Origin of the sequence: Dyadobacter beijingensis DSM 21582 (assembly GCF_000382205.1) — a bacterium.
GTDB lineage: Bacteria > Bacteroidota > Bacteroidia > Cytophagales > Spirosomataceae > Dyadobacter > Dyadobacter beijingensis.
In genome coordinates this window covers 870,588-896,664 of record NZ_KB907786.1, presented here as the reverse complement: position 1 = coordinate 896,664, position 26,077 = coordinate 870,588, and the positions used below count along the sequence as shown (strand labels likewise).

Annotated in this window: 24 protein-coding genes and 1 other RNA gene; 11 read left to right on the top strand and 14 right to left on the bottom strand. The window is 51.3% G+C overall.

The window, feature by feature from the left end; all coding sequences use genetic code 11:
* Positions 1–75 precede the first annotated feature (75 nt).
* Both H144_RS34550 and H144_RS0103790 read left to right on the top strand, forming a co-directional pair.
* The gene (locus H144_RS34550; protein ID WP_019940706.1) at positions 76–222 is read left to right on the top strand and encodes a hypothetical protein; all 147 of its coding nucleotides are present in this window, start codon (positions 76–78) and stop codon (positions 220–222) included.
* 49 nt (positions 223–271) lie between these two features.
* Positions 272–1,849 (top strand): amidase, encoded by a 1,578-nt coding sequence (locus H144_RS0103790; protein ID WP_019940705.1) that lies wholly within the window; start codon positions 272–274, stop codon positions 1,847–1,849.
* 84 nt (positions 1,850–1,933) lie between these two features.
* Here H144_RS0103790 and H144_RS0103785 read toward each other — a convergent pair whose 3' ends face one another.
* Positions 1,934–3,451, bottom strand: a complete 1,518-nt coding sequence (locus H144_RS0103785; RefSeq protein WP_051100035.1) for a hypothetical protein — start codon at positions 3,449–3,451, stop codon at positions 1,934–1,936.
* A gap of 275 nt (positions 3,452–3,726) precedes the next feature.
* Between H144_RS0103785 and H144_RS0103780 the strand changes: the two genes are divergently transcribed.
* Complete coding sequence (locus H144_RS0103780; protein WP_019940703.1) at positions 3,727–5,439, top strand: hypothetical protein; 1,713 nt, start codon at positions 3,727–3,729, stop codon at positions 5,437–5,439.
* 9 nt (positions 5,440–5,448) lie between these two features.
* Here H144_RS0103780 and H144_RS0103775 read toward each other — a convergent pair whose 3' ends face one another.
* On the bottom strand, positions 5,449–6,234 hold the full coding sequence (locus tag H144_RS0103775; RefSeq protein ID WP_019940702.1) for an alpha/beta hydrolase: 786 nt from the start codon (positions 6,232–6,234) through the stop codon (positions 5,449–5,451).
* Between the two features lie 102 nt (positions 6,235–6,336).
* Positions 6,337–6,924 carry a Crp/Fnr family transcriptional regulator gene (locus tag H144_RS0103770; protein WP_019940701.1) on the bottom strand — a complete coding sequence of 196 codons (588 nt, stop codon included), beginning with the start codon at positions 6,922–6,924 and terminating at the stop codon, positions 6,337–6,339.
* A gap of 145 nt (positions 6,925–7,069) precedes the next feature.
* On the opposite strand from H144_RS0103770, the gene H144_RS0103765 reads away from it, so the two are divergent.
* Positions 7,070–8,323 carry a hypothetical protein gene (locus H144_RS0103765; RefSeq protein ID WP_026350395.1) on the top strand — a complete coding sequence of 418 codons (1,254 nt, stop codon included), beginning with the start codon at positions 7,070–7,072 and terminating at the stop codon, positions 8,321–8,323.
* A gap of 102 nt (positions 8,324–8,425) precedes the next feature.
* Positions 8,426–9,022, top strand: coding sequence for a Uma2 family endonuclease (locus H144_RS0103760; protein WP_019940699.1), 597 nt, complete (start codon positions 8,426–8,428; stop codon positions 9,020–9,022).
* Here the strand turns inward: H144_RS0103760 and H144_RS0103755 are convergent.
* Complete coding sequence (locus tag H144_RS0103755) at positions 9,019–9,963, bottom strand: bifunctional helix-turn-helix transcriptional regulator/GNAT family N-acetyltransferase (RefSeq protein ID WP_019940698.1); 945 nt, start codon at positions 9,961–9,963, stop codon at positions 9,019–9,021. The genes H144_RS0103760 and H144_RS0103755 overlap by 4 nt on opposite strands.
* Before the next feature lie 184 nt (positions 9,964–10,147).
* On the opposite strand from H144_RS0103755, the gene H144_RS34205 reads away from it, so the two are divergent.
* Positions 10,148–10,291 (top strand): PIN domain-containing protein, encoded by a 144-nt coding sequence (locus H144_RS34205; RefSeq protein ID WP_157504425.1) that lies wholly within the window; start codon positions 10,148–10,150, stop codon positions 10,289–10,291.
* A gap of 1 nt (position 10,292) precedes the next feature.
* Here the strand turns inward: H144_RS34205 and lpxB are convergent, their stop codons facing one another.
* Both lpxB and H144_RS0103745 read right to left on the bottom strand, forming a co-directional pair.
* Complete coding sequence (gene lpxB, locus H144_RS0103750; RefSeq protein ID WP_019940697.1) at positions 10,293–11,399, bottom strand: lipid-A-disaccharide synthase; 1,107 nt, start codon at positions 11,397–11,399, stop codon at positions 10,293–10,295.
* A gap of 54 nt (positions 11,400–11,453) precedes the next feature.
* Positions 11,454–11,873 (bottom strand): 6-pyruvoyl trahydropterin synthase family protein, encoded by a 420-nt coding sequence (locus H144_RS0103745; protein WP_019940696.1) that lies wholly within the window; start codon positions 11,871–11,873, stop codon positions 11,454–11,456.
* A 177-nt stretch (positions 11,874–12,050) separates the two neighbouring features.
* Between H144_RS0103745 and rfaD the strand changes: the two genes are divergently transcribed.
* The 3 genes from rfaD (at position 12,051) to H144_RS0103730 (ending at position 17,026) form a co-directional block, all read left to right on the top strand.
* Positions 12,051–13,016, top strand: a complete 966-nt coding sequence (rfaD, locus tag H144_RS0103740; RefSeq protein WP_019940695.1) for an ADP-glyceromanno-heptose 6-epimerase — start codon at positions 12,051–12,053, stop codon at positions 13,014–13,016.
* 191 nt (positions 13,017–13,207) lie between these two features.
* Positions 13,208–14,653 (top strand): Fe-S cluster assembly protein SufB, encoded by a 1,446-nt coding sequence (gene sufB / locus H144_RS0103735; RefSeq protein WP_019940694.1) that lies wholly within the window; start codon positions 13,208–13,210, stop codon positions 14,651–14,653.
* 99 nt (positions 14,654–14,752) lie between these two features.
* On the top strand, positions 14,753–17,026 hold the full coding sequence (locus tag H144_RS0103730) for a monovalent cation:proton antiporter family protein (RefSeq protein WP_033402356.1): 2,274 nt from the start codon (positions 14,753–14,755) through the stop codon (positions 17,024–17,026).
* Here H144_RS0103730 and H144_RS0103725 read toward each other — a convergent pair.
* Positions 17,016–17,912 carry a 1-aminocyclopropane-1-carboxylate deaminase/D-cysteine desulfhydrase gene (locus H144_RS0103725; protein ID WP_019940692.1) on the bottom strand — a complete coding sequence of 299 codons (897 nt, stop codon included), beginning with the start codon at positions 17,910–17,912 and terminating at the stop codon, positions 17,016–17,018. The two genes, H144_RS0103730 and H144_RS0103725, sit on opposite strands and share 11 nt — an antisense overlap.
* 38 nt (positions 17,913–17,950) lie before the next feature.
* Between H144_RS0103725 and H144_RS0103720 the strand changes: the two genes are divergently transcribed.
* The gene (locus H144_RS0103720) at positions 17,951–18,982 is read left to right on the top strand and encodes an RluA family pseudouridine synthase (protein ID WP_019940691.1); all 1,032 of its coding nucleotides are present in this window, start codon (positions 17,951–17,953) and stop codon (positions 18,980–18,982) included.
* A gap of 50 nt (positions 18,983–19,032) precedes the next feature.
* On the top strand, positions 19,033–19,476 hold the full coding sequence (locus H144_RS0103715) for a GNAT family N-acetyltransferase (protein ID WP_019940690.1): 444 nt from the start codon (positions 19,033–19,035) through the stop codon (positions 19,474–19,476).
* 61 nt (positions 19,477–19,537) lie between these two features.
* Here the strand turns inward: H144_RS0103715 and trmD are convergent, their stop codons facing one another.
* From trmD to H144_RS0103680, 7 genes are all read right to left on the bottom strand, one after another.
* Positions 19,538–20,212 carry a tRNA (guanosine(37)-N1)-methyltransferase TrmD gene (gene trmD / locus H144_RS0103710; RefSeq protein WP_026350394.1) on the bottom strand — a complete coding sequence of 225 codons (675 nt, stop codon included), beginning with the start codon at positions 20,210–20,212 and terminating at the stop codon, positions 19,538–19,540.
* Complete coding sequence (gene rimM, locus H144_RS0103705) at positions 20,202–20,765, bottom strand: ribosome maturation factor RimM (RefSeq protein ID WP_019940688.1); 564 nt, start codon at positions 20,763–20,765, stop codon at positions 20,202–20,204. The genes trmD and rimM overlap by 11 nt, the downstream gene beginning before the upstream one ends.
* Before the next feature lie 90 nt (positions 20,766–20,855).
* Positions 20,856–21,425, bottom strand: coding sequence for a 30S ribosomal protein S16 (locus H144_RS0103700; protein ID WP_026350393.1), 570 nt, complete (start codon positions 21,423–21,425; stop codon positions 20,856–20,858).
* Positions 21,426–21,568: 143 nt separating this feature from the next.
* A complete protein-coding gene (locus H144_RS0103695) occupies positions 21,569–22,981 on the bottom strand; it encodes an OmpA family protein (RefSeq protein ID WP_019940686.1) in 1,413 nt (470 codons plus the stop codon).
* 156 nt (positions 22,982–23,137) lie between these two features.
* Positions 23,138–23,548, bottom strand: an RNA gene (gene rnpB / locus H144_RS33220) — RNase P RNA component class A.
* A 106-nt stretch (positions 23,549–23,654) separates the two neighbouring features.
* Entirely contained in the window at positions 23,655–24,995 is a 1,341-nt protein-coding gene (locus H144_RS0103685) for a DUF4403 family protein (RefSeq protein ID WP_019940685.1), read from the bottom strand.
* A gap of 94 nt (positions 24,996–25,089) precedes the next feature.
* Positions 25,090–26,073 (bottom strand): Smr/MutS family protein, encoded by a 984-nt coding sequence (locus tag H144_RS0103680; RefSeq protein WP_026350391.1) that lies wholly within the window; start codon positions 26,071–26,073, stop codon positions 25,090–25,092.
* Positions 26,074–26,077 lie beyond the last annotated feature (4 nt).

Below are 26,077 nucleotides of genomic sequence, written 5' to 3'. Positions count from 1 at the left end.
AAAACCTAGAATCTTTTTCCACTATTTGTAACCCTTAGTAAAAATTATTTTACACGACCTCTCCTCTCCGTTTTCATGAATAATTTTTTTACCTCTTTTTTACGAATTGTCTTTGCCGGCATTCTCGGGATCGCGACCGTACTTACCACGCTGATCATGTCGCCGCTGCTCTTGCTGATGTGGATCTGGAAAAAACTCAGCGGTCCGCCGCCCCGGAAGTAACAGCGGAGTTTTTATATTGCAGGTAATCCCAACCTGTACATTCACTCCCATGAACCGCAGAACCTTCATCCGCCTGAATGCAGCCGGCGGGCTGTTTACCGTACTGCCTGCATTCGGCGAAACCCGCCGCCGTACGGTCGTCGGCGAATACGCGGAAATGACGGTCGCCGAAATGCAGCAGCGCATGAAAGCGGGCCGCCTCACTTCCACGGCACTCACCCAATATTACCTCAACGAAATCGCCCGGATCGACAAGGCCGGGCCTAAGCTCTCGTCCGTCATCGAACTCAATCCCGACGCGCTCCGCATTGCCGCAGCGCTCGATAAAGAGCGCAAAGCCGGCAGGGTACGCGGGCCGATGCACGGCATTCCGGTCCTGCTCAAAGATAATATCGACACCGGCGACAAAATGAAAACCACCGCAGGCTCGTTGGCACTGGCCGATAATGTGGCTTCCAAAGATGCATTTCTCGTGGAACGTCTGCGCGAGGCCGGCGCGGTGATCCTCGGCAAAACCAACCTGAGCGAATGGGCGAATTTCCGGTCGACCAGGTCGTCGAGTGGGTGGAGCAGCCGGGGCGGGCAAACGCGCAACCCCTACGTACTGGATCGCTCTCCGTGCGGGTCGAGCTCCGGCTCGGCGGTGGCCGTCGCGGCCAACCTGTGCGCCGTAGCCGTGGGCACCGAAACGAATGGCTCCATTGCCTGCCCGGCGTCGATGAACGGCATTGTGGGCATTAAGCCGACGGTCGGGCTCGTGAGCCGGAGCGGCGTCATACCCATTTCCAAAACGCAGGATACCGCCGGCCCTTTCGGCCGCACCGTGGCCGATGCCGCCGCATTACTCGGCGCGATTGCCAGCCCGGACCCGGCCGATCCGCCCTACCATAAAGCGCCGCAGCTTCCGGCCGATTATACCCGGTTCCTGGATGCCAATGGCTTGAAAGGCAAACGCATCGGCGTGGAAAAGAGCCTGTTGAAAGTGCATGAAGGCATTGACCAGCTGTTGGGCAAGGCACTGGAACAGCTCAAAGCGGCCGGTGCGGAGATCGTCGAAGTGGAATATATGAAAACGCAGCGGCTGCCGGGCGCGGAATCGCTCGTGCTGCAATATGAGTTCAAAGATGGCCTGAACCGCTACCTGGGCACTTCCAATGCGAAAATCAAGTCGCTGGAAGGGCTCATTGCATTCAATAAGGCGAACAAGGAGAAAACGATGCCCTACTTCGGGCAGGAGCTTTTCGAAACCTCGCAGGCGAAAGGCGATCTGGATTCGAAGGAATATAAGGAGGCATTGGAAAAAATCACCGGCGTGGCCGGTTCGCTGAACGACCTGTTCGAAAAGCACAACCTCGACGCATTATGCGGCCCATCCACGGGCCCATCCTGGTGCATTGACCTCGTAAACGGGGATTTCTGGACGGGTTACGGCTCCTACGGCCCGGCCGCATTGTCGGGCTTCCCGTCGATTACCATGCCGATGGGCTTGCAAAACGGCCTCCCGATCGGCATTTCGTTTCTGGGAAAAGCATTTCAGGAACCCGGGCTCATACGCATTGCCTACGCATACGAGCAGGTATCCAAGAACCGGACAGCACCGAAGTTTATTAAGAGTGTGGGGATTTGATGGCTGACCGCCGACCGATGACCGCCGAACGTCATAGATGATTCGGCGGTCACCCGTCGGCAGTCGGCGGTCGTCGCCCCCCCCTTACGGCTGGCTCCCCACCGTAGCCTTGCTTCCTGCCATTGCCGAGCCGTCGTTGTCGGTCGGGCGTGCGAGGTAGAGCTCGTAGAACGATCCTTTCTGGCCGACAAATTGGTTGGCTTCCTGCTGGGAGTAAATGGCTTTACCCAGTTGGTAAAAATCCTCGTACTGATCGTATGGATACGGCGTAAACTTCACCTTGTCGGGAAACAGGCTGTGCGTGACCACGTTTTCGCTCAATGCACGTTTGATGTGCGAGATCGGGACGACGAGGCCAAGCAGGAGAAAAATGACGATCGGGTACGCCACGCGCATTTTGTACCAGCCGGGATGCTCCTTCACCCATGCGGCGAAGCGGTGCAGAATAAACAGCGACAGCAGCGTGAGTACGGGCGTGCTCCCGCGCAGGAACCAGTCGTTCCATTTGCCCATGCGAAAAAGCGAAATGGCGATCAGGAGCAGAAACAGGCTATGAATGACGCCCGAATACTGGCTTCTGTGCAATTTGAGAATGAGTACAATGCCGTAAAGCACCGCGAGGTCGATCACGACGCCGAAAAAGTAATGGAAGGCGATCTCGTTCAGCGGGTTAAACTGCCAGATAAAGCCGGATACCACCGAATTTTTCCCCTGTAAGAAGAAGAAAAACGTCGGAATAAACAGCAACCCGGGCACGAAAAGGTCGAGCATCGGCCGGGGTTTGAGAAAGTATTGCGGCTCCCTGTAATACCGCAGGATAATGAGCAATCCGAAAATGACTACGAAGACAATGGACGGAAAAATGCCCCAGATGAATATCGAAATGACTGCCAGAAAGCTCTTTTCTGGCTTTTTGATGTACACATAGTCATTGAAAAGAATACAGGAGACGATGATGATCGGAATGAGCTGGTTGGGCGCCCATTGTGTCTGGTACAGCACCGGCCATATTTCCGTGAAGAACGGCGGGACGTGGTAATTCAGCCCGATCGCCCTCAGGAACAGCACTTTGGTAACGTGGCCGATCCCGCCCAGCGACAGGAAGAAGATCAGCGACAGGTAACTTTTTTGGGTAAAAATAAATATCCAGCAAATGCCGATGAACAGCCCCACCGAAGCCCACAAATACAACGCAATGCCCGACGGCTGCCCCAATCCCTTCGAAATCAACGCAGGAACGAGGAAAAAACCGAAGTAATGGCAGGCATAGCGGCCATTTTCCTTGAAAAGCACCGGCCACGACTGGTTGTACAGCGTGTAATATTTAGAGTTATGCGCCCAGAAATCGAAGGCCTGGAAGCAGAACCCTCCGATACCCGAAAATGCGATGATAGCCAGTGAAATGAATGCGATTTCAACCATATGACGCGTCGCGAGGTCGGTGCGAAGCGTTTTTTCGCGCTGGTAACTGATGCCGTACATAAACAGCAGCCCGATCACCAGACACAATGAAATAGGCATTCTGAACCAGCTGATCGAGAAAATCAGGTTTGGCAGCAGCAAATAACCCAGACTTAAATTACGAAGTACAGTTGTTTTCATTCAATAACCGGCATTCCGTTAATCTCCTCTCAAAACGTGTTCCCCAAAAATCCGACAAAAATAGCAGAAATATTTCGCCTCTTATTACCGGACAATCACTCGGATGTAACCGTTGCAAACCTGGTGTCATTTTATGATTGAATATACGAAAATCCCCAAAATGACGCGCAATGCATTGTACAAACGGATATGAATGCCTAGGCAACATTCGGGTCCCTGCAAGTAACCCGCGGCGGTTTGCTCCTTTTTTGCCCAAAGTACCTAACCCGACCTTCATGGACAGAAGACATTTCGTCAAAACTGGCGCGCTTGCATTGTGTGCCGCGCCCGTAATGCCGGCGGCAGGCCTCGGCCTCGTTCGCCAATCCGCCGATCAAATGCCCGAATGGCTCAGAGCGATGGTGGGCCAGGCCGACAAAGGCATCGAATCATTGCGGACTTTCCAGGTAAAGGACGCGAAAAGCCCCGATCTGGGCGGCGTACGTGACGGTTTCGATCTGCTCAACCCGCACAGTACGGCGGCATTGATCCAGTACGGCGCCTGCGGGCTGGCCTCGCCGTCGTCGAAGTTTTACAAATCGAAGGACCTGCTCGCGGACATGGACCTGGCGGCATTATACCTGGTAAAAACCCAGCACCCGGATGGCACGATCGACCTCCTTTCGACGAATTTCCATTCCACGCCGGACACGGGCTTTTTGGTCAAAAGGCTGACCATGTCGTACAAACTGATCCGGCAATCGGGCACAGAAGGTACCGAGAAAATGCTCGCGAACCTGAAAACTTTCCTCCTGCGCGCGGGCGACGCGCTGAGCGTGGGAGGCATTCATACCCCGAACCACCGGTGGGTGGTATCGGCCGCGTTGACCAAACTGAACGAACTTTGGCCTAACCCCAAATACATGGCCCGCGCCGAACAATGGTTGGGCGAGCACATCGACATAGACCGCGACGGTCAGTTCAACGAAAAAAGTACGTTCATTTACTCCTCCCTCACCGACCGCCTGCTCATTACCATCGGCAAGGGGCTCAACAAACCCGAGCTTTTCGACGCCGTCCGCAAAAACCTCGACATGACGATGTACTACGTGCACCCGAACGGCGAAATCGTCACCGACGCGTCGGGCAGGCAGGACAAGGCCATTGTCGGCACGCTGGAAAACTACTATTATCCCTACCGATATTTCGCGATCAAGGACGGGAACGGGCAGTATGCCGCCATATGCAAGCTGATCGAAAAGACCGCCGGCCTGAAAACGGCGGGATTCCTGGATTACTTCCTCACCGATCCTTCGCTATGGGTGGAGTTGCCGACGGAGAAGCCGGTTCCGGTCGATTATGTAAAAACCTTCCCGAACTCGGGCCTCGTGCGCATTCGCAGGGACCGCCGGGATAGCACACTGATCGCCAATAACCCGGTCTGGTTTACATTCATGAAGGGCAACGCGGTGCTGCAAGGTGTGCGGTTTGCTTCTTCTTTTTTTGGAAAAGGACAATTTCAATCAGAGAAGATCGGCGAGAACGGAAAGGAATGGGTGCTCACGCAAAAGCTCGACGGCCCCTATTTTCAGCCTTATCCCAAAGAATCCATCGCGCCGGACGGCGATTGGGAGAAAATGCCGCGCACTTTCCGCCCGCAGAGCGAAGTGCAGCTATTGGAAACCAAAGTCATGATCCGCGAAACCTCCGGCGGCATGGAAATCGAAGTGGTAACGAACGGTACCGAACGGGTACCAGCCGCAATGGAACTGATCTTCAGGCCGGGCGGAACGCTCAAAGGTGTTTCCAAAATTGAAAACACCAAAGATGCGTGGCTGTTGAAAGAGGCCACGGGCTCTTATGAATTGGGCGGAGATACGATCACGTTCGGTCCGGGGCTTGCGCTGCACAAGAACATTGCATTGCGGGGCGCCTTGCCGGCGATGGAAGCGCCTACTGTGTTCCTGACGGGCTTCACGCCATTCAGGCATGTGATCCGCTTTTCGTAACGGCGCCTTTTAGTGTTTGCTGATCCATTCGAGAATGTAATCGGCGTCTTCTTTCCAGGTCGGCTGGCCCAGCACGAAGTGGTTGCGACCTGGAAACTCTTTATAGTCCGTCACGGAGCCGTTTTGTTTGTAGGCTTTGAAATTGCGCAGGTTCAGCGAGGCGGGGATAATGTTATCGAACTCGCCCGAAGTGATCAGCAATGGCGCATGTGCTTTTTTGAAATCCACGGCTGCCGCGGATGTGATACCGCCGCGTGCTACGGTTTTGGATTCGGGAATCACGTTTTCTTCCCAGGTCTTCATCTGTTCTTCCAGCGTCATGCCGTTGGTGAAGGCGTACTGCCAGTCGGCGAGCGACATCAGGTAAGTTTTTTTCAATGAAGTAAACAACCCGAACACTTTGTAACCCGCTTTCAGGAACGAGAATTCGTAAGGGATCACGCCTTGCGGTGGTACGGGGTGGATAGCGATACCGGCAACGCCCAGGTCGCGGTTAATCAAAATCTGGGTGATCAATCCACCCAGCGAGTGGCCGATGATGATCGGTTTTTCAGGTAATGATTTGACAAAATCGGCATAATGGTCGATCAGCTCTTTGAACGTCAGGCCGGCCAGGGCGGTATCGTTGGGTTGCCTGTCTCTCAGCTCTGCCGCAGGGGCGTCCTTGTGGGGCCAGGCAGGTGCGTAAGTGGTGTAGCCCTTATTTTCGAAATAGGTTTTCCATTGGTCCCAGCCATTGTGGCTTACGAATGCACCTGTTACAAATACGACGGTTTTGGTGTTATTGGCTTTCATGATTTCTATCGGTTAAAAGTTGATTTTTGGTCTCGTTCAATCTTTGAACATGACAAAATTCAGCACGTTAGCCGACTATATTCTTAACTCAGGTTAAGATCGTCATTTACCCACCATTCTTTTTCTGATCCGGCTCAAAGAAGGTGCCTGAATGCCTAAATATGAGGCGATATGGTACAACGGGACATTGTTAAAAATGTCGGGATGGTTCTGGATCAGTTCCAGGTAGCGCTGCTCGGGCGTGCGGAACATGAACTCTTCGGCACGGTTCATCGCGAGGTTAAATGCCGTCTCCGCCACCAGCCGCCCGAAGCGCTCCCAATGATGCGATTTGGCATATAATTCGTTCAAATGATTGACATGGATGTATAACACCGTCGATTCCGTCATGGATTCGGTGTAATAGCTGCACGGCGTTTGCGTCACAAAACTTTTGTAAGCCACCACGACCTGGTTTTTGGAAAAGAAAAAGACATTCTTTTCCTCGGCCGACACGTCGTCGATGTAATACGTGCGGAACACGCCGTCGATGATAAAGCCCAGGTATTTGCATACATTCTTGTATTCGTTATAAAACTCGCCTTTGCCGTAGGTTTTCCGCTGCCAGTACGACGACGATAATTCGAACGCGTCGGCATCGATCCCCGCGAACTGGTTCAGGGCGTAGTTCAGGATTTGTGTTTCGGTCATGGGAAGCAGTGAGTAGAGGTATGTTCCAAAAATAGGCAGTGACCCCACAAAAACCTCATTTCCAGCTATCTAAATTGATGTTATTTATTTAAATTTGATACACCTCCCCTGACGATGCAGCTTCGGACCTCAAACGTATCTTACTATGCCGAGAAAGATTCTACCGCTCCTGATGGTTTTCCTGTGCCAAATCTGCCTCGCAAACCAGATCCTGATCCCGATGGACAACACCCAGACGAACCATTTGAAGGCTTACGGACTGGCCTATATGCTGCTGAAAGGGGATATTGAAGTGGAATGGCTGCTCAATTACCGGGGCGGGAGTTTCAAGGTACAGTATTCCAAATCCATCGAAAATGAATGCAAGCTCCGGGCGGTTTCCTATGAGGTACTGTCGGAAGCGGCCTCGGCCCAGATCGTCGCCGAAATCAGCAATCCGAATGTGAATATGGACGTGGTGAAGCTGTTTAAAGCGGCCAAAATCGCCGTTTATTCGCCGATCAAGATCAGTCCGGCCGAATTCGAGAATACCGACGCCGTGCTGCTGGTGTTGAAATATGCCGAAATCCCTTTCGAAGTGATTTACGACGAAGAAATCATGCGCGGCGACCTGCCGAAATACGACTGGCTGCATTTGCACCACGAGGATTTCACGGGGCAATTCGGCAAAAACCTGCGGCGAACCAGCGAAGCCGATATCAAGGCCCAGGAGGCCATTGCCAGCCGGTTTGGATTCGCCAAGGTGCCGCAGCTGAAACTGGCCGTGGCGAAGGCGATCAAGGAATTTTGTGCCGGCGGCGGCTTTCTGTTTGCGATGTGCTCGGGCGCGGAAACATTCGACATTGCATTGGCCGCCGAGGGTGTGGACATTGTCGATAACCTCGACGGCGACGGCATCGACCCGGAAGCGCAGTCGAAGCTCGATTTCGACAAGACATTCGCATTTTACAATTTCAAACTGCAACTCGACGAATACGACGGGATGAATTTCTCGGACATCAATTCTTCTGCCGGCCGGTACCGCGGCTGGGGCGAGAACGATGCCTACTTCTCCCTTTTCGACTTTTCGGCCAAATGGGACGTCATCCCGGCCATGCTCGTACAAAACCATGAAAACCTGATCCGCGAATTTTTCGGGCAGACGACGGCTTTCTCCAAATACACCGTCAAACCCAGCTCGCTCATCATGGGTACCAGCGCCAGCTCCGACCGTTACATTTACGGCGAACTCGGCCGCGGGCAATGGACCTTCTACGGCGGCCACGACCCCGAAGGTCGCGGCGGAGGCGGCCGCCGCATGCCCACCGACCTGAACCTCTACCCCAATTCGCCGGGATACAGGCTGATTTTAAACAATGTGCTGTTTCCTTCAGCGCGTAAGAAGAAGCGGAAGACTTGATTAGCTCAAACCGGGTTGCCCCTATTCGTTTTGCACTGCATTGCAAAGCAAGTCGTTGACTTGCGGCAGGATTTTGGGTAGATTTACTCAAAACTGAAAGCCATGTCCGCAATTATCACCGACATCAACGACCTGGACCCAAACGGCACATACACTTATGCCGATTATTTACTTTGGCAATTTGAGGAACGTCTTGAACTGATTAAGGGAAAGATTTTTAAGATGTCGCCGGCACCAAATACGCGGCATCAACTCATTTCAACGAATTTGCAAGGCAACCTTTTTATTTATTTAATGGACCATCCCTGCAAATTGTTCAGCGCACCATTTGACGTAAGATTGTTTGACAGCAAAAGATCTGCCATTGCGAATCGTGATATTTATACTGTGGTCCAACCCGACCTTTGTGTCATATGCGACAGAAACAAGCTCGACGAAAAAGGTTGTCTTGGAGCTCCCGATCTTGTGATTGAAATTCTTTCGCCTGGAAATTCCCAGAAAGAGATGTACAATAAATTTTTGTTGTATCAAGAATGCGGAGTTCGCGAATATTGGCTTGTAGATTCAGATCGCGATGCTGTTTTCCCTTATGTCTTGAATGATACCGGCAAATATGTCGGATTACAACCGGCTGTAAAGACGCTGCAATCCAACATATTTCCTGAATTGACCATACATTTGGAAAAGGTATTCACCTAGCTCAATCCCAATTCCATCTTGATATCAGCCCGCTTGAAGTTATGTCCCGTCAAGGGTACTTCTTCAAAGCCTAGCTTCTTATACAGGTTAATGCCCGCAGCCGAGCCTTTCCGGTTGGAATAGAGGATGACTTTTGATGCGCCGAGTTCCCGTGCCTTTTCGATGACCGCATTCCCCAGCAAATCGCCGATCCTCTTGCCCCGCATGCTTTTTGAAACGGTCATTTTGCTCATTTCTACAATGTCGCCGTCGCGTTTCAATGCGCAGGTACCCACGGGCTCGTCGCCATACAATGCGATGAGGATCGCGCCGCCGTCTTTGAGATAATAGGTCTCGGGATCGGACAATGTCTTTTCGTCTTCGGGCTCGACCTCGTAAGTCTCGGAAATCCAGGCGTAGTTCAGGTCGTAAAATGCTTTTGCATAAGCCGGCTGGTAATCCACAATGCGGATCGCAGCATTTGTTTCTTCTTGCTCCATTCTTTTGTAGCGTTCAAAAAAACCTTCTTTTTTCAATTGATATTCCGTCTCGTCCATAGCTTGCAGCAGGTTATTGGCGTTATCGATAATGTCCTCGGCTGTTTTCCGGATCTTCTCCCATACGGGCTGCATTTGCGCTACCAGCTCCGTCGCTTTGGGCGAAAGCCGCACCATCCGTTTCCGCTCGTCGCGCTGGTCCTTGAACGACTCCACGAGCCCTTCCTTTTCCAGCTCCTTCAACAGGCTGATCGTCGAAGGATGCGCATATCCGATTTCTTCCGAGAGTTCCATGATGCCCAGCGCCTGCTTCAAATGCAAAGCATAAATCACCGGAAACCATTTTGGCTCGAAACTGATCCCGTTGTGCTGGTAAATGAGCACGCCATCCTTCCTGAATTGGTCGCTCAGCCGCTGCAACCGCGTCGAAATCGCAAGGGCACCTACGTCGTTGAAAATGTTCATAGCGCTTTCATATTGTATTTAAGTTCAAATATACGTAGATGACTACATATATTTTTCAGAGAACGGGGTATTTAGCTAAACTTTTTTGTTTTTTGTAAATGTCAATACCCTACGATTCCGTACGCAACGATTTGGCAAGACTTCGCATGGAAATGATTCCCATTAAGTTTATCAAACCGCATTTGTGAAGAAGCTCCCCCATTACCACAAAGACCCGCTCGATCGCATGATTGTATCTCAGGCAGTTTGTGAAAGCCTCGATTTGCTCAATTGTGAAGACCAGTTCGATGCATACCTGTCTGTCAGCAATCAGAAACGGTTTTGGTGAATCAGCGTAAATACTTAACTATCAAGCCCCCCGTCCTTTCAGAAGCTCCCGCGCCGCCCACCAGCTCTGCGAGGTGGTTGTAGTCCTGCATTTGCCGATCGTGCTTGGTACCGCCGGGAAGGATTTGCTTCAATTCGGCGACCAGGTTACCCTCATTCAATTCATGCTGGATCAGCTCCCGCACCGCTTCTTTTTCCAAAATTAAGTTCACAAGCGAAATGAAGGGAATACGGATGAGCCGCCTGGCCAATGCATAGGAAATCGCGCTCGTGCGGTAGCACACCACCTCAGGAACTTTCAGTAACGCCGTTTCCAGGGTGGCCGTACCCGAAGTAACGAGCGCGGCTTCGGCGACGGAGAGCAGGTCGTAGGTGCTCTCGTACACTATTTTAGCCTGGCCGCTGGATAAATACTGTTCGTACAGTGCGGCAGGTAGATTCTTCACGCCTGCAATCACATATTGATGATCGGGGAAATGCTTTTGGGTAGTGAGCATCGTATCGAGCATGCCGATGATTTCCTGCTTGCGGCTGCCGGGAAGTAATGCGATAATCGGGCGGTCGTCGAGGCTGTGTTTGGCGCGGAAACCCGGATCGGGGCGGAATGCGGCGATGGCGTCCATGAGCGGGTTGCCCACGTAATCGACGGGGTAGTCGTATTTTTTGTAAAAATCTACTTCAAATGGGAAGATCACGAACATGTGATCGACGTTGGCCTTGATCTTCCAGGCGCGCTTCTGGTTCCAGGCCCACACTTTCGGTGAAATGTAGTAGAACACTTTCAAGCCTTTGGCCTTCGCAAACGAGGCCATGCGGAGGTTGAAACCCGGATAATCGATGAGGATCAATGCATCCGGCTGATAATGTGTGATGTCGGCCTTGCATTTTTTGAGAAAGCCAGTGATGGTGCGCAGGTTCATCACTACTTCCAGGAAGCCCATAAAAGCCGTGTCCTTGTAGTGCGTCACGAGCTGCATTCCTTCCGCCTCCATCATATCGCCGCCCCAGCCACGAAACTCCGCGTCCGGATCATTCGCCCGAATCCCCTTAATCAGATTAGAGCCATGCAAATCCCCCGAGCGTTCGCCCGCGATCAAGTAGTATTTCATAAGCAATCGGTGGCCGGCAATCCGGCGGTCAGCGGTCGGCCGTCGGCGGTCAACCTATTCCCCATAATACTCCACGAAGTTCTTGGGCGTTTCTATCAGCTTGATATAATGCAGTTTTGCGTGCGGAGCGGCATGGGCGATGGCCGGCGCCAGAATGTTCCAGATTTCCATCACGAATATCTCGCAGGAAGCCATTTTGCCTTGCATGAAATCCACGTCAAGGTTCAGGTTTTTATGATCGACCTTATCCACCACCTCTTTTTTCACAATATCCCCCAGCACTTTCAGATCGATCACGAAACCGGTGTCGGGGTCCGGCTTGCCTTTTACCGTAACAATCAGCTCAAAATTATGCCCATGCCAGTTGTTGTTGGCGCACGGGCCAAACACCTCCTGGTTTTTCTCGTCACTCCACGCCGGGTTGTAAAGCCGGTGCGCCGCATTGAAATGCTCTTTTCTTGTTACGTAAATCATAAAACTTCCTGCCACTTGATAATTCTGGTGCAAAATTACACCTTGTATCCGTAGTTTTGCTTTACAACAAGAGGATAACTAAAAAAAATCCTATTTCGCCCTTTAAATTTAAGAGTAGATCGGCACAGTCCGCTGCTCTTATCTGGCATTCTTTTTACAGTTAAACATATAATCTCCATGATTATCGTAACAGGAGCAGCCGGCTTCATCGGCAGCGGGCTCATTGGCCGGCTCAATCAGGACGGCTTTAAAAACATTATCGCAGTAGATGATTTTTCCAAAATCGAGAAGGCTGAAAACCTCGAAGGAAAGACCATCAAGGAAAAAGTAGAAAGGAATGCACTTTTTGAATGGCTGGACGCCAACAGCCGCGATGTCGAATTCATTTTTCACATCGGCGCGCGCACCGACACGACGGAGTTCGATAAGGAAATTTTCGATGAACTGAATGTAAATTATTCCAAAGCGATCTGGGAGAAATGCGTGGCATACCAGATTCCCCTCGTGTACGCGTCGTCCGCGGCAACGTACGGGCTGGGCGAGTACGGGTACGACGACAATGAGAGCACCCTCGGCCAGCTGAAACCGCTCAATCCTTACGGCGATTCCAAAAACGAATTCGATAAATGGGCATTGGCGCAGGAGAAAAAGCCGTTTTTCTGGGCCGGATTGAAGTTTTTCAATGTGTATGGCCCCAACGAATACCACAAAGGCCGCATGGCATCGGTAATTTTCCATGCCTATAACCAGATCAAAGCGACGGAAAAAATGAAGCTTTTCCGCTCACATAACCCCGACTTCAAGGACGGCGAGCAAATGCGCGACTTCATTTATGTCAAAGACCTGATCGACGTTTGCATTTACTTCATGCACCACCGCAAGAACTCGGGCATCTACAATCTTGGCAGCGGTAAAGCGCGCACATTCAAAGACCTGGTAACGAACACGTTCCATGCGATGGGCAAAACGCCGGACATTTCGTTCATCGACACGCCGGAGGACATTCGCGACAAATACCAATACTTTACCCAGGCCAATATGAGCAAGTTACGCGCCATCGGATATACCCGTCCGTTCAGCACGCTGGAAGAGGGTATTGATGATTATGTCAAAAATTACCTTTCCGCAAAGGCTTACCTGTAAAGTTTTTGTGCATAAACGCGTTGAAAGACCTGCCCCGGCGGGTCTTTTCGCTTTTTACCGGACAAAAGCCCATTTTAGCCGCCAGCTGCCGGATTCTCCACATTTTTCCGTAATTTTGACCCTCTGATTAAACTCAATCCCACTTCTCTGTGTTAGGATATTACCAACCACAGTGTGACTTTATTACGACTATGAGCAAAGAAGAAGAATTGTTGGAGGAAATCACCAGTTCGGAATACAAGTATGGCTTTGTGACTGATATTGAGGCAGATGAGGCTCCCGCGGGCCTTAATGACGATATTGTCAGGTTCATTTCAGCCAAAAAGAACGAGCCCGAATGGATGCTGCAATGGCGCCTCAAAGCGTACCATCTGTGGCTTACCATGGAGGAGCCGAAATGGCCGAATGTGCATTATCCGCCCATCGACTTCCAGGCTATCAAATATTACTCGGCGCCCAAAAAGAAGAAAGCTGTTGAAAGCATCGACGACATCGATCCCGAGCTGCGCAACACCTTCGAAAGACTGGGTATTTCGCTGAACGAACAAAAAAGGATCTCCGGCATCGCGGTCGACGCGGTAATGGACTCCGAATCCGTGTTCACTACCTTCAAGGATACGCTCAAAGAAAAAGGCATTATTTTCTGTTCCATCAGCGAGGCGATCCGCGAGCATCCCGACCTGGTGAAGAAGTACCTCGGCTCGGTGGTACCGCCGAAAGATAACTATTATGCTGCCCTGAACTCCGCGGTATTTTCCGACGGGTCATTTGTATACATCCCGAAAGGCGTGCGTTGCCCGATGGAACTCTCGACCTACTTCCGTATCAATGCGGCAGGAACAGGCCAGTTCGAAAGAACGCTGATCATCGGCGACGAAGACAGCCACGTGAGTTACCTCGAAGGTTGTACAGCCCCGATGCGCGATGAAAACCAGCTGCACGCTGCCGTGGTGGAAATCTTCGCACACGATAATGCAAATGTCAAATATTCGACCGTACAAAACTGGTATCCAGGTGATAAGGACGGGAAAGGCGGTATTTACAACTTCGTAACGAAACGCGGCCTTTGCGACGGCCCTAACTCGAAAATCTCGTGGACACAGGTGGAAACCGGTTCGGCAATCACCTGGAAATACCCTTCGGTGATCTTGAAAGGCGACAATTCTATCGGTGAGTTTTACTCCGTGGCAGTGACCAATAATATGCAGCAGGCCGATACCGGCACCAAAATGATCCACATCGGTAAAAACACGAAAAGCCGGATCGTTTCGAAAGGTATTTCTGCCGGCAAGAGCCAAAACTCTTACCGCGGGCTTGTGCAGGTGTTCAAAAAGGCTGAAAAGGCGCGTAACTTCTCGCAGTGCGACTCCCTGTTGCTCGGCGACAAATGCGGCGCGCACACTTTCCCTTATATTGAAGTGAACAACCCGTCGGCCACGGTAGAGCACGAAGCGACTACTTCGAAGATCGGCGAGGACATTCTTTTTTATTGCAACCAGCGCGGTATCCCAACGGAACAAGCGGTTGCTTTGATCGTGAATGGCTATGCTAAAGAAGTATTAAACCAGCTTCCGATGGAGTTTGCCGTGGAAGCGCAGAAATTACTGGAAATCAGCCTGGAAGGAAGTGTAGGTTAAAGTTTCCGATTAGATAAAACACAGAAAGCCTTTGATTCGTCGAAGGCTTTTTGTATTTTATTGATCTAAGTAAATTTTTTCCATCAACACCCACCCTTCATGACTCACGTTCCACAATTAATTGTCGACCTATCTTTAATCCTTGCGATGGCGGGTGTAATTACCCTTATCGTCAAGAAATTGAAGCAGCCCATTGTGCTGGGCTACATATTGGCCGGGTTACTTGTGGGTCCAAATTTCCATTTGTTCCCTACCATTACCGACATTAAAACGATCGAGATCTGGGGTGAAATAGGGGTAATCTTCCTCCTGTTCAACCTCGGTCTGGAATTCAGTTTCAAAAAACTGGTCAAAGTCGGTAATACCGCCGCCATAACGGGTCTTTTTGAAGTATTTATGATGCTCGTCACGGGTTTTGTGACGGGGCAGCTCCTGGGTTGGAGCAAAACCGACAGCCTTTTTCTCGGCGGTATCATCGCCATTTCCTCCACCACCATCATTTTCCGGGCGTTCGACGAACTGGGACTGAAAACGCAAAAGTTCACCCGCGTCGTGATGGGCATTCTCGTGATCGAGGATTTGACGGCCGTCTTGCTGATGGTTTTGCTCTCGACGTTGTCTCTGAGCCAGCAGTTTGCCGGTTACGAGCTCATTCAGTCGAGTTTGAAGCTCTTCTTTTTCCTCACGCTCTGGTTCCTGGGCGGGATTTTCCTCTTCCCTACCCTGCTGCGCCGCTACCGACACCTGATGAACGACGAAAGCGTGCTCATCACTTCCGTCGCATTGTGTTTCGGAATGGTATTCCTCGTAACCCAGGCCGGGTTTTCGGCAGCATTGGGAGCGTTTATCATGGGATCTATCCTGGCCGAAACCACGCACGCAGAGAAGATCGAGCATTTGCTCAAACCGGTGAAAGACCTTTTCGGAGCCGTTTTCTTCATCTCGGTAGGGATGCTGATTAATCCAAGCCTGCTGCTGGAATACGCCGTACCGACGGCCATTCTCGTGCTGGTTGTCATTTTGGGTAAAACCACCTTCGTCACGCTCGGCGCCGTCATTTCCGGTCAGCCTTTGAAAAAATCGCTGCAATCGGGGATGAGTTTGTCGCAAATCGGGGAATTCTCATTCATTATAGCCAACCTGGGACTTTCATTAAAAGTTACCAGCGGCTTCCTCTACCCGATCGCGGTGGGTGTTTCGGTCATCACGACCTTCGCTACGCCGTACATGATGAAGGCCTCCGAGCCGCTGTACGATTGGTTTGACAGAAACCTGCCCGAAAAATGGCGGAATTACCTCAATCGGTACAGTACCAGCACCGAAACCATCGTGCAGACTACCCAGTGGAACGAAATCCTGAAATCGTACGCGCAAACGGTCATTCTGAACTCCGTCGTGGTGGTGGGCATCATCCTCGCGTCCTCGCGCTGGCTCGCAGACCAGCTGCATACGCGCGTACCCGAGACATTCGTGACCAATTCGGTCATTTTCGGCATCACATTCCTGCTCATTTCGCCTTTCCTCTGGGCATTGGTTTTCAAAAGAGGGAATCGAAAAGCATATTCGGCCATCTGGCTCAGCCGGAAATACAGCCGTGGCCCACTGCTGCTGCTTGAATTTTCGAGGGTAGTGATCGCCATTTTACTCATGGCATTCCTGCTCAACTCGTTCTTCTCGACGCAAACCGCATTCATGATAGCAGGCGGGATCATGGTGCTGGGCCTCGCTATTTTTTATCAAATGCTCCAAAGGTTTTATCACAAAATCGAGGACCGTTTTCTGCAAAACCTCAATGCACGCCAGCTGGAAGGCAGCGGCAAATCCAGGAAGATCCTCCTGCCGTGGGATGCGCATTTCGCATTCCTGGAAGTAAGCGCCGACTCGAACCTGATCGGCAAAACCTTGCAGGAACTGAAAATCCGGGAGAATTTCGGGATAAATGTCGTGCTGATCGAGCGCGGCAGTAAAACCATCCATCTTCCCCGGCCCACGGAAGTGCTTTACCCCTGTGACCGCATCGAGGTAATCGGTACCGACGACCAGCTGGACGTCTTCCGCAGCCATATCGAAATCAGTACCAATGGAGATGTTTACATGGCGCACGAGGACTACGTCGTGCTGGAACGCGTCGAGATCAAACCGCAGCACAATATCCGCGGCAAAACGATCCGCAACAGCCAGATCCGCGAAATGACGCACGGGATGATCGTCGGGCTGGAACGCAATGGCGAGCGCATCCTCAACCCCGACTCCTCGATGATCATCGAAAACCACGATGTACTCTGGATTGCGGGCGACAAAGAGCTCATCAAGGAGTTTTTTGCCAACAAACCCGCGAATAGCGAGGAGGAAGTGGAGGAAGTTACGCCTTGACTAACCCTTGCAACCCGCCCGTATGTACGGCCACAATGCTGGCTCCGGGCTGGAAATAACCTTTTTTGATCAAATCGAGCAGGCCGTAGAACATTTTGGCAGTATAAACCTGCTCCAATGGGATATCAAATTCAGCCCGGAAATCTTGCATGAATGTCAGCAGTTCATCATTCCATTTGGCATAGCCGCCAAAATGATAATCTGTGAACAATGTAAGGTTTCCGGGCCCGTTGTTTTCATGCAGCAATGCGGCAATGTCCTCGCGCAGGAAATCGCCGCCTTTTAATGCGGAAAAAGCCAATACAGCGGCTCCGGCGGAAAGTATGCCCGCCGCGGTGCCGCCCGTGCCGGCTGCCGTGGCAAAATAGTCGGGTCGGTAACCCAGCTGGCCCGTCACCTCGGCCGCCATTTCGGCAACGCCTTTTAACGCAAGTTCCGTGCTGCCGCCTTCCGGAATCATATAGGGATGCCCAAACTGCGCCGCGATCTGTTCCAGATACGTTTCCGAATGGCGCTGCCGGTATTCCTCCCGCGACACATAATGCAGCATCATCCCATTTGTCCGACAGAAGTGCAGCGTCGAATTCTCCTGACCTTCGAGTTCAAGCCCGCGCACAATGCCGATCGTTTTTAACCCCAATGCATTTCCGGCCGCCGCGGTGGCGTACAAATGGTTGGAATAAGCTCCGCCGAATGTCAGGATCGTTGTCGCACCTTGTTCCAGCGCGTCGCGCAAACTGTATTTCAGCTTCCGCCATTTGTTGCCCGAAACGGTCGGGTGAATGAGGTCGTCGCGCTTGATATGGAGCTGTATCCCCGCGCGATCAGTGTCCGCATTCGAGAGGCGTTGCAGGGGCGTGGGCGGGGCCGGACTTAGTAAATCCACTTATTTTGGTAATTTTGCCGATTGTAAATGAAAACAGAATGTCCGAAGAACTAGTTGATATTGCCTCTGACGAGGACGATTTATTTGAACATTACCGCATTGTGGCCGACAAAGGCCAGACTCTGATGCGGCTCGATAAATACCTGAATCTTCACGTCGCGAACGCTTCCAGGACAAAAATACAAAACGGCATCGAAGCCGAAGCAGTACGGGTGAACGGGCAGCCTACGAAGGCCAGCTACAAAGTGAAACCGTTCGACGTCGTTACCCTTTCATTGCCCCAGCCGCCACGCGATACCGAGATCATTCCGGAAGATCTTCCGCTCAATATCATTTATGAGGACGATGTGCTGATGATCGTCAACAAAGCCGCCGGAATGGTCGTCCACCCGGCATATGGCAACTGGACGGGCACATTGATCAACGGCCTCGTGTACCATTTCCAGCAGCTGCCCACCGGCCGCAACGGCGAAGGCCGGCCGGGACTGGTGCACCGCATTGATAAGGATACTTCCGGATTGCTGGTCATCGCCAAAACCGAGTTTGCGATGACTTTCCTCGCGAACCAGTTTGCCGATCATTCAATAGAACGAACCTATCACGCATTGATATGGGGCGAACCCAAGGCCGAAAAAGGCACCGTTACTGGCCACATCGGACGCAGCGCCCGTGACAGGCGGGTAATGGATGTGTTTGTCGACGGCAGCCAGGGAAAGCACGCCGTTACGCATTATGAGGTAATCAAGTCGCTGCGCTATGTGTCGCTCATCAAATGCAACCTCGAAACCGGACGCACGCACCAGATACGGGCGCATATGAAGCACATCGGGCACCCGATCTTCAACGATCCGATGTATGGCGGCGATAAGATCCTTCGCGGCGGATCGGCCGGGAGCTACAAGGCTATGGTGGAGAATCTGTTCGGCTTCATTCCCGGGCAGGCATTGCACGCCAAATCACTCGGTTTCATACATCCTACTACCCGCCAATGGGTGCAGTTCGATACCGATTTACCCGAAAATTTCCAGGCCATCCTCGAAAAGTGGGAAAACTATGTGAACTATCAGTAGGAAATAGTATATTCTCGATTCTTAACCTTTCTAATTAATAAACCGTTATCATGAATATTTCGACCAGGCAGGGGACAGCAGAGGATATACCCGCAATTTTTGAGTTGGTAAAAGAGCTTGCGATCTACGAGAGGGCTTTGAACCAGGTTACCAATAATGTCGATAAAATGACCCGCGATTACAATGAAAAGCTGTTCGACTTCTTCGTGGCAGAAGTGGATGCTAAAATCATCGGGCTTTGCTTATACTATTACCGCTACTCCACCTGGAAGGGAAAGCGGCTTTATATGGAAGACATTATCGTCACCGAATCGATGCGCGGCAATGGCATCGGAAAGATCCTGTTCGACGCCACGGTAACGGCCGCCAAGCAGGTAGGATGTACAGGGATGATGTGGCAGGTGCTCGACTGGAATACGTCGGCGGTGAATTTTTACCGCAAATACGGCACCAACTTCGATAACGAATGGATCAACTGCAACCTGGATTTTTAGGATTACAGGCAACAATATTCGTCGGAAGTACAACTTCCGGCGAACAAAGGCCGGACCGCTGTTATTGCAACAGGTCCGGCCTTCTTTCTTTGGTACGTTTCAACGACTGTTCATAACGCCACTCCTCGATCTTTGCCTCGTGCCCCGACATCAGGATTTCCGGCACCTTATGGCCTTCGAAATCGGCCGGGCGGGAATATACCGGCGGCGCCAGCAGGTTATCCTGGAATGAATCGGTCAATGCGGAAGTTTCGTCGTTCAGCACGCCGGGAATGAGGCGGATAATGGCGTCGGCCAGTACCGCCGCGGCCAGTTCGCCTCCCGAAAGTACGTAGTCGCCGATACTGAGTTCCTTCGTCACGAACATATCGCGCACACGCTGGTCCACGCCCTTGTAATGCCCGCAGAGCATCATCAGGTTGCCTTTGAGCGAAAGCTGGTTCACCATCCGTTGCTGCATTTGCGCACCGTCGGGCGTGAGGTAAATGATCTCGTCGTACGTGCGCTCGCTTTGTAATGCACGAATGCACCGCGCGATCGGCTCGATTTGCAATACCATCCCTGCACCGCCGCCGAACGCGTAGTCGTCGATCGTGCGATGTTTGTTGGTGGAATAATCGCGGATATCATGGATCACCACCTGGACGTGATTGGCCTGCTGCGCCCGCTTCAATATCGAATGCGCAAAAAAGCTGTCGAGCAGGCTGGGAACACAGCTCAAAATATCAATCCGCATCATCGTCGGGAATGTTTTCGGATGAATTGTCGAGGTAAACTTCGAGCAGGCCCTCGGGAAGATTGACCAAAAGCGATTTTGCTTCCTTATCCGCTTTGATCACAATGTCGTTCGCAGTCGGAATGAGGACTTCGGAGCCCTGGTAATCCATCGCGATCAGATCCTGGCCATTCAGCGAATATACCTCCCGCACGATGCCCAGCTCCCCTTTTGTTTCGTCCACTACCGTGAAGCCTTTGATTTCGTGGTAATAAAACTCACCTTCTTCCAGCTCCTGCAAATCTTCCAGCGGCAGGTACAGCGAACTTCCTACGAGCGCCTGTGCTTTCACAATAGTGTCGACATCCTCAAAAGTCACGATTGCATTGCTTTGCTTCTGCAAGTTGATGTCTTCGATAAAATAAGGCACGAGTTCGCCTTTGATTTCGATATAAACCGTTTCCAGGTCTTCGTAATCATCCGGATAATCCACATCCAGGTAAATTACCACATTGCCGGCGGTCCCGTGGGTCCGCACGATATAGCCCAATAAATAACAGTTATCCTGTGTCATTTGCGGGATTTAAAATTTAGGTTCTATATAAAACAATATGAGTCTGTGCGGAGAACCGACAGACCCATAAAGGATGTATGTAACATCAAATTATTCTGCTGACTCTTCCGCAGGAGCGTCGGCTGCCGGAGCTTCTGCTGCTGCATCTGTTGCGTCAGCGGCTTCGTCAACCACTTCCTCAGTTGCAACCTCTTCCGCAGGAGGAGTGTTTTTCTTAGCGATTGCCTCAGCACGAGCTTCGTTAACTTTACGTTCTGCGTCCAGTTTCGCTTTTTTGTCAGCGTCTTTCTTCTGAGCCAAAGTATCGGCAGCAGTAGTTTTACGGTCTGTTTTCGAACCTTTCCACTCTTCGAAACGCGCGTCAGCAACTTCCTGCGTGATCGCACCTTTCAAAACACCTACTTGCAAGTGCTTGCGGAGCAATACACCTTCATGTTGCAGGATTGAACGGGCTGTGTCAGTTGGCTGAGCACCTTTCAAAAGCCAGTCAACTGCTTTGTCTGATTCCAACACGATGGAAGCAGGGTTGGTACCTGGGTTATAAAGACCCAATTTTTCGATGAAGCGACCATCACGTGGTGCTCTGGCATCTGCGACTACGATATCATAGATCGCTTTCTTTTTGCGTCCCCGACGCGCTAATCTGATTTTAACTGCCATTTTAGAATTTGTTATGGTTGGGAACTCGTCCCAGTAATTAAACAGGGTGCAAAGGTACGCAAAACTTTCCTGTTTTTTGACATGTGTCAATAAAAAAGGGAGACAATTGCTTGTCTCCCTTCTCCGTGTATTTCCCGAAACTACTAGCGGCGGAAACCAGCCGGGTAAGTAGAGCGGATTGTGTTGTTAGGCAGGATCTTGATCTCAACACGACGGTTGGATTGCAGACCTTCTACCGTAGTGTTTTCCGCGATTGGGCGATATTCACCGTAGTATTCAGCGATGATACGGCTAGGATCTGTCAGACCGGCGCGAACCAGGAAGCGTTTCGCTGCATCAACACGGCGGCGTGACAGCGCTACGTTGTAAGAATCCGAAGCACGGGCATCCGTGTGACCTACGAGTACGATGCGGCAGTTGGTACGCATGTTCAGAAGTTCAACCACTTTGCTGAGTGTTTCTTTCGAAGCATTGCGGATGATCGCTTTGTCGGTATCGAATTCGATGTTGCTGAACAACGCTTCACATTCGTCTTTCGGCAGGTTGTTTTTGATTGCGTCGCGGATGATCTTGTCGATATCCAACGCCACACCACCACCGGAAACAATGCTACCTGCCGGTGTGTTTGCCTCTTTATCGAACAGGTCGGCTACGCCGTCACCGTCGGAGTCAGTGTAAAGACGTGGGTCAACGGGCTTAGGCATGTTTGCTTTCGCGATTGAATCCGCATCGTTCATCGTCGGGTTGTAAGGTACGGGGATCAGCTGCTGTGGGTTAGCCCAACGCAGGTGGTAACGTCCTGATGCTGCATCGTATTTGCCGTCTTTCGCTCTCACTGCGTTTTTGCCCAGTTTGTAGGTCAATGCAAGTGAAACGAATCCGTAAGCATCTTTTCTTGAATCTCCTTTCGCGAACGTCCAGATTCCCTGTTGTGAATCGTAATCGCTCAGGTCGCCAACGGTTGCATCCAGCTTCTCGGTATTCACGAAGTTATGCGTGTAATCGATACCGAGGTCGAAGCGTGACGATAGTTCATAATGAACTGTCAAACCAGTTGGAACAACCCATTCGCGTGTGTAAGTGGATCCGTTGCGTTCCCATTTACCAGCCGTTTTCGAGCTGGCGTCGGTGTTCGTCGAGAAGCTCTTCGAAACGCCTGTTCTCAGGTTGGTGTAATCGATGTCTGTGTGATAATAAATGATACCACCTCCAAGGTGCGCATCAACCTTCCAGCGGCGGAGCTTGTTAAAGCCGAACAGCAGGCGGTTCACGTTCAAGGTTCCGTCCAATGTCAACTGTACGAAAGACGGGCTGTTGAAAGTAGCGCTGTAAGTCTCGCCGGTCAGGGAGCTGTAATGATTGTCTTTGGCCCCTTGCAAACGGCCGTTAACGCCTGTCAGTTGGATACCAAAAAGCGGCGAAAGCTGCTTGTTAACTGAAAGCCCCCACGCGCCTGTCAATTCTTCCCGGTCTCCACGCTTGAAGCCATTGTACTGGGTCAAATCTCCGAAGAATTTTGTAATACCTCCGTAACCTGTGATCGACCAGGTGTTCATTTTATTTGGTCCTTCATACGTACGATTTTGAGCGTGCGTATTGTAACTCAGGAGGGTAGAACAAAGTAAAGCAACGTAAAGATTCTTTTTCTTCATGGGAAACACGCGTTATGTGATTCAATTCAATATAGCATTATACATAAATTCAAAAATCAGAAAAAAGGCAAGCCTGTAAGCCGGATTCTGTAACGTCGATCAGGAAACCCGATCTCCGCTCCTGCCATTTATCCAGGATTCCGGTCACCCGGAACCTCTAACGATCTACCCGTATCGGCGCCCCGAAGAGCAGGGACGAGCAGCCCCGTGAACCAATACCTATTTGATCTTTCAGCCCGTAAGGTTTACCATGCATTCCCTGTCACCAGGGAACCGGTGGGCTCTTACTCCACCTTTTCACCCTTACCGAGGCATACAAAAAATATGCCAGGGCGGTATTTTCTCTGTGGCACTTGCTGTCAACGGGCCGTCTCCGATCCGTCGCCTTCCCGTTAGGAAGTACGGCACTCTGTGCTGCCCGGACTTTCCTCCCCGGTTAAAAAACCGCAGCGGCAGGACAGCTTAGACCTTTCCTCTGACCACAAAGCTAACAAATACTTTCTTTCCATCAGCAGTCAATATACCATAAAAAGTAAAAAATTATGGCACTTACGCTGATTATTGTACAAATTTTCTTTCAGATTCCTTTCAATCCGTCGACTTTCAAATTCACTTTTCCAGTCGCAAATACAACAGAATAAAGATGTTTCGGAGTGAGGTAAACCTTGTCGGGCACAATATCGGAAAGTATTCCTTTTACAACTACACCTTCGGTGACTTTATAATTGGCGAGCGTCTTCTGAATCGTGTTTTTGGCATCGGCGATCTGTCCGCCGACCGGGAATACCATCCGCTTTTCCATCATCCGGCTGAACTGCCCCTGCAAGAGCCAGCCCGCCGTGCGCACGATGGAATTCTTCGTGTCCAGGTCATAATCAAGGCCTTTCAGTGACAACTGCTGCGTGGCGGGATCGTAATACGGCACGCCTTTGAGATAAATATCCCCGCTGATGCTCCCTTTCAAACCCGCCTTGATCACCAGCCGGTCGTTCTGCCCGTACATTTCAATGGACGTTACTTCCACATTGTACTTACCGCCCAAAAACGAAAATTTCTCGCCCGCAAACTGTTTGGTAGCCAGCCGCGCAGCATCCTCGTACGACACCAGACTGATGAGCCCGATCTTGAAATCGTCCCTGACCTTATCCACAATACGCAGGTCCGGAAGCTTCTGCGCAGGCGCCGGAGCAGGCTTCGCGGCCGACGTAACCGTTTGAGTGTAACCTTTAATTCCAATTACCGAACGGAGTATATTACTTTTTGAAAGTAACGGCGTCATCTCGATGCCCGTCGGCACGATCACGAGCCAGGTATCGTATTCCTTCGCCAGCAGCACCGGCTGCCGGGCTATGTTCCACGCCAGCTCCGCATTCTTTTTCAGGGCAAGGTTAGCCGCGACCTGCTGGTCGATGGCGTCCGTGATTTTGTCGAAATTCTTATTCAGCATCCGGCTTACCATGCCTTTGATGGGAATATTGATACCCGCCACCCGGATATTCGGCTCGCTGATCCAGTCGTAACTGTCCACATAAGTCTCCGATTTCACCTGCCACGACGGCGTAAGGCCGATTTTGGAGATCAGCCGGATGCGGATCGAAAACTCGGTGTCCTTGTAGCCCGACATCGTCATACCCAGCGGGCTGATCTTGTACCCTGCGCTCACCCAGATTTTCAGCGGCACTTCAAACAGAAAGGAAGAATCGATCGCCACCACTTTAATGGGGCTGATCTTCCAGACCTTCGCTTTCAGGTTATCGTTGTTTTCGTCCTCGTAGCTGTTGTCCTCGTAAATCAACCCCTTGATCTGGTTATTGATCTGCGATTCGATTTCTGCGATCGGTATTTCCACCGGCACATTCAGCACCGACAAATGTTTCTCATTCTGGATCTCCTTATCCGAATATTTATATTCTTCCATAGGGGCCTTAGGGGAGGTTTTTTTAGAACCGCAGCTCCAAAAAACGAATGCTGCCAGAACGATTATTCCAAAATAACCGCGCCTGACGTATACTTTACTTGATTTTGACGAGGGTAGCACCGTATCCGAATTTCTCTTTTAATGCGTCTTTAAAAAAATGCACATGCTGGTTCTTGCCGAGCCGACGGTGCAGCTCGTTTTTCAAAACACCGCTGCCCGCGCCATGGATGAACGTAATTTCCTCCATTCCATTGGCAATCGCCGATTCGAGGTTGCTCTCGAAAACGTCCAGCTGCTTTTTCAAAATGGCGTCGCTCGACAGGCTTTTATGGTTGTTCACCAGCTTTTCAATGTGCAGGTCGATCACCTGCTCCGGCTTGGGAAGCGAGTTCTGCTCCGGCACCGACTGGCCCAGCATGCGGGCCTTGATTTCACCGGCTACATCTTCCGAAATACCGGGCGTCTCGCGTTTCAGGTTTTCTTCATCGAGCTGATATACAAAGCCATCCTTTGCCAGCACCGGTACTTTGCCTTTGTTTTTATAAAACGATTGCGCCCGGCAGCGAATGCGCTTGTGCAATGCCACCGGCAACTGGTGGTTCCCCTCGCGGAAGTACAACGCCTGCACATCGAACAGCGGCCACGATTCGAAATCCTTCATCAACACTTCCGTCAGCTTGTGCGACGTGCGCGGCTGCAATACGCCCGCGGCCAAACCCGTAGTCACTGATTCCGAAGCGGCTGCGGCCGTAAACGGCAACGTCCAGTCGGTGTTGTTGATCACATGCACGGTCAGCGCGCGGTCGTTCACCGAGATGAATGCGAGGTAAATGCCTTTCTCCGCAAACGGGGCATTGCGCGGTAAGATCACATCCGCCCGTGCAGCCGCTGCTTTGGGCTCCTCCGGCTTCACCATCCGCTGCGATTCCACCGGCGAAATGGTCACGATTTCATTTTTCAGGACCGGAATCCGAAACCCGTCCTCAATCTCGATTTCAACGACATTGCCCGACAGGAATGCATAAATAACGCCTTCCTCGCGGCCATGTACCAATCGTACTCTATCTCCTATATTCATATCA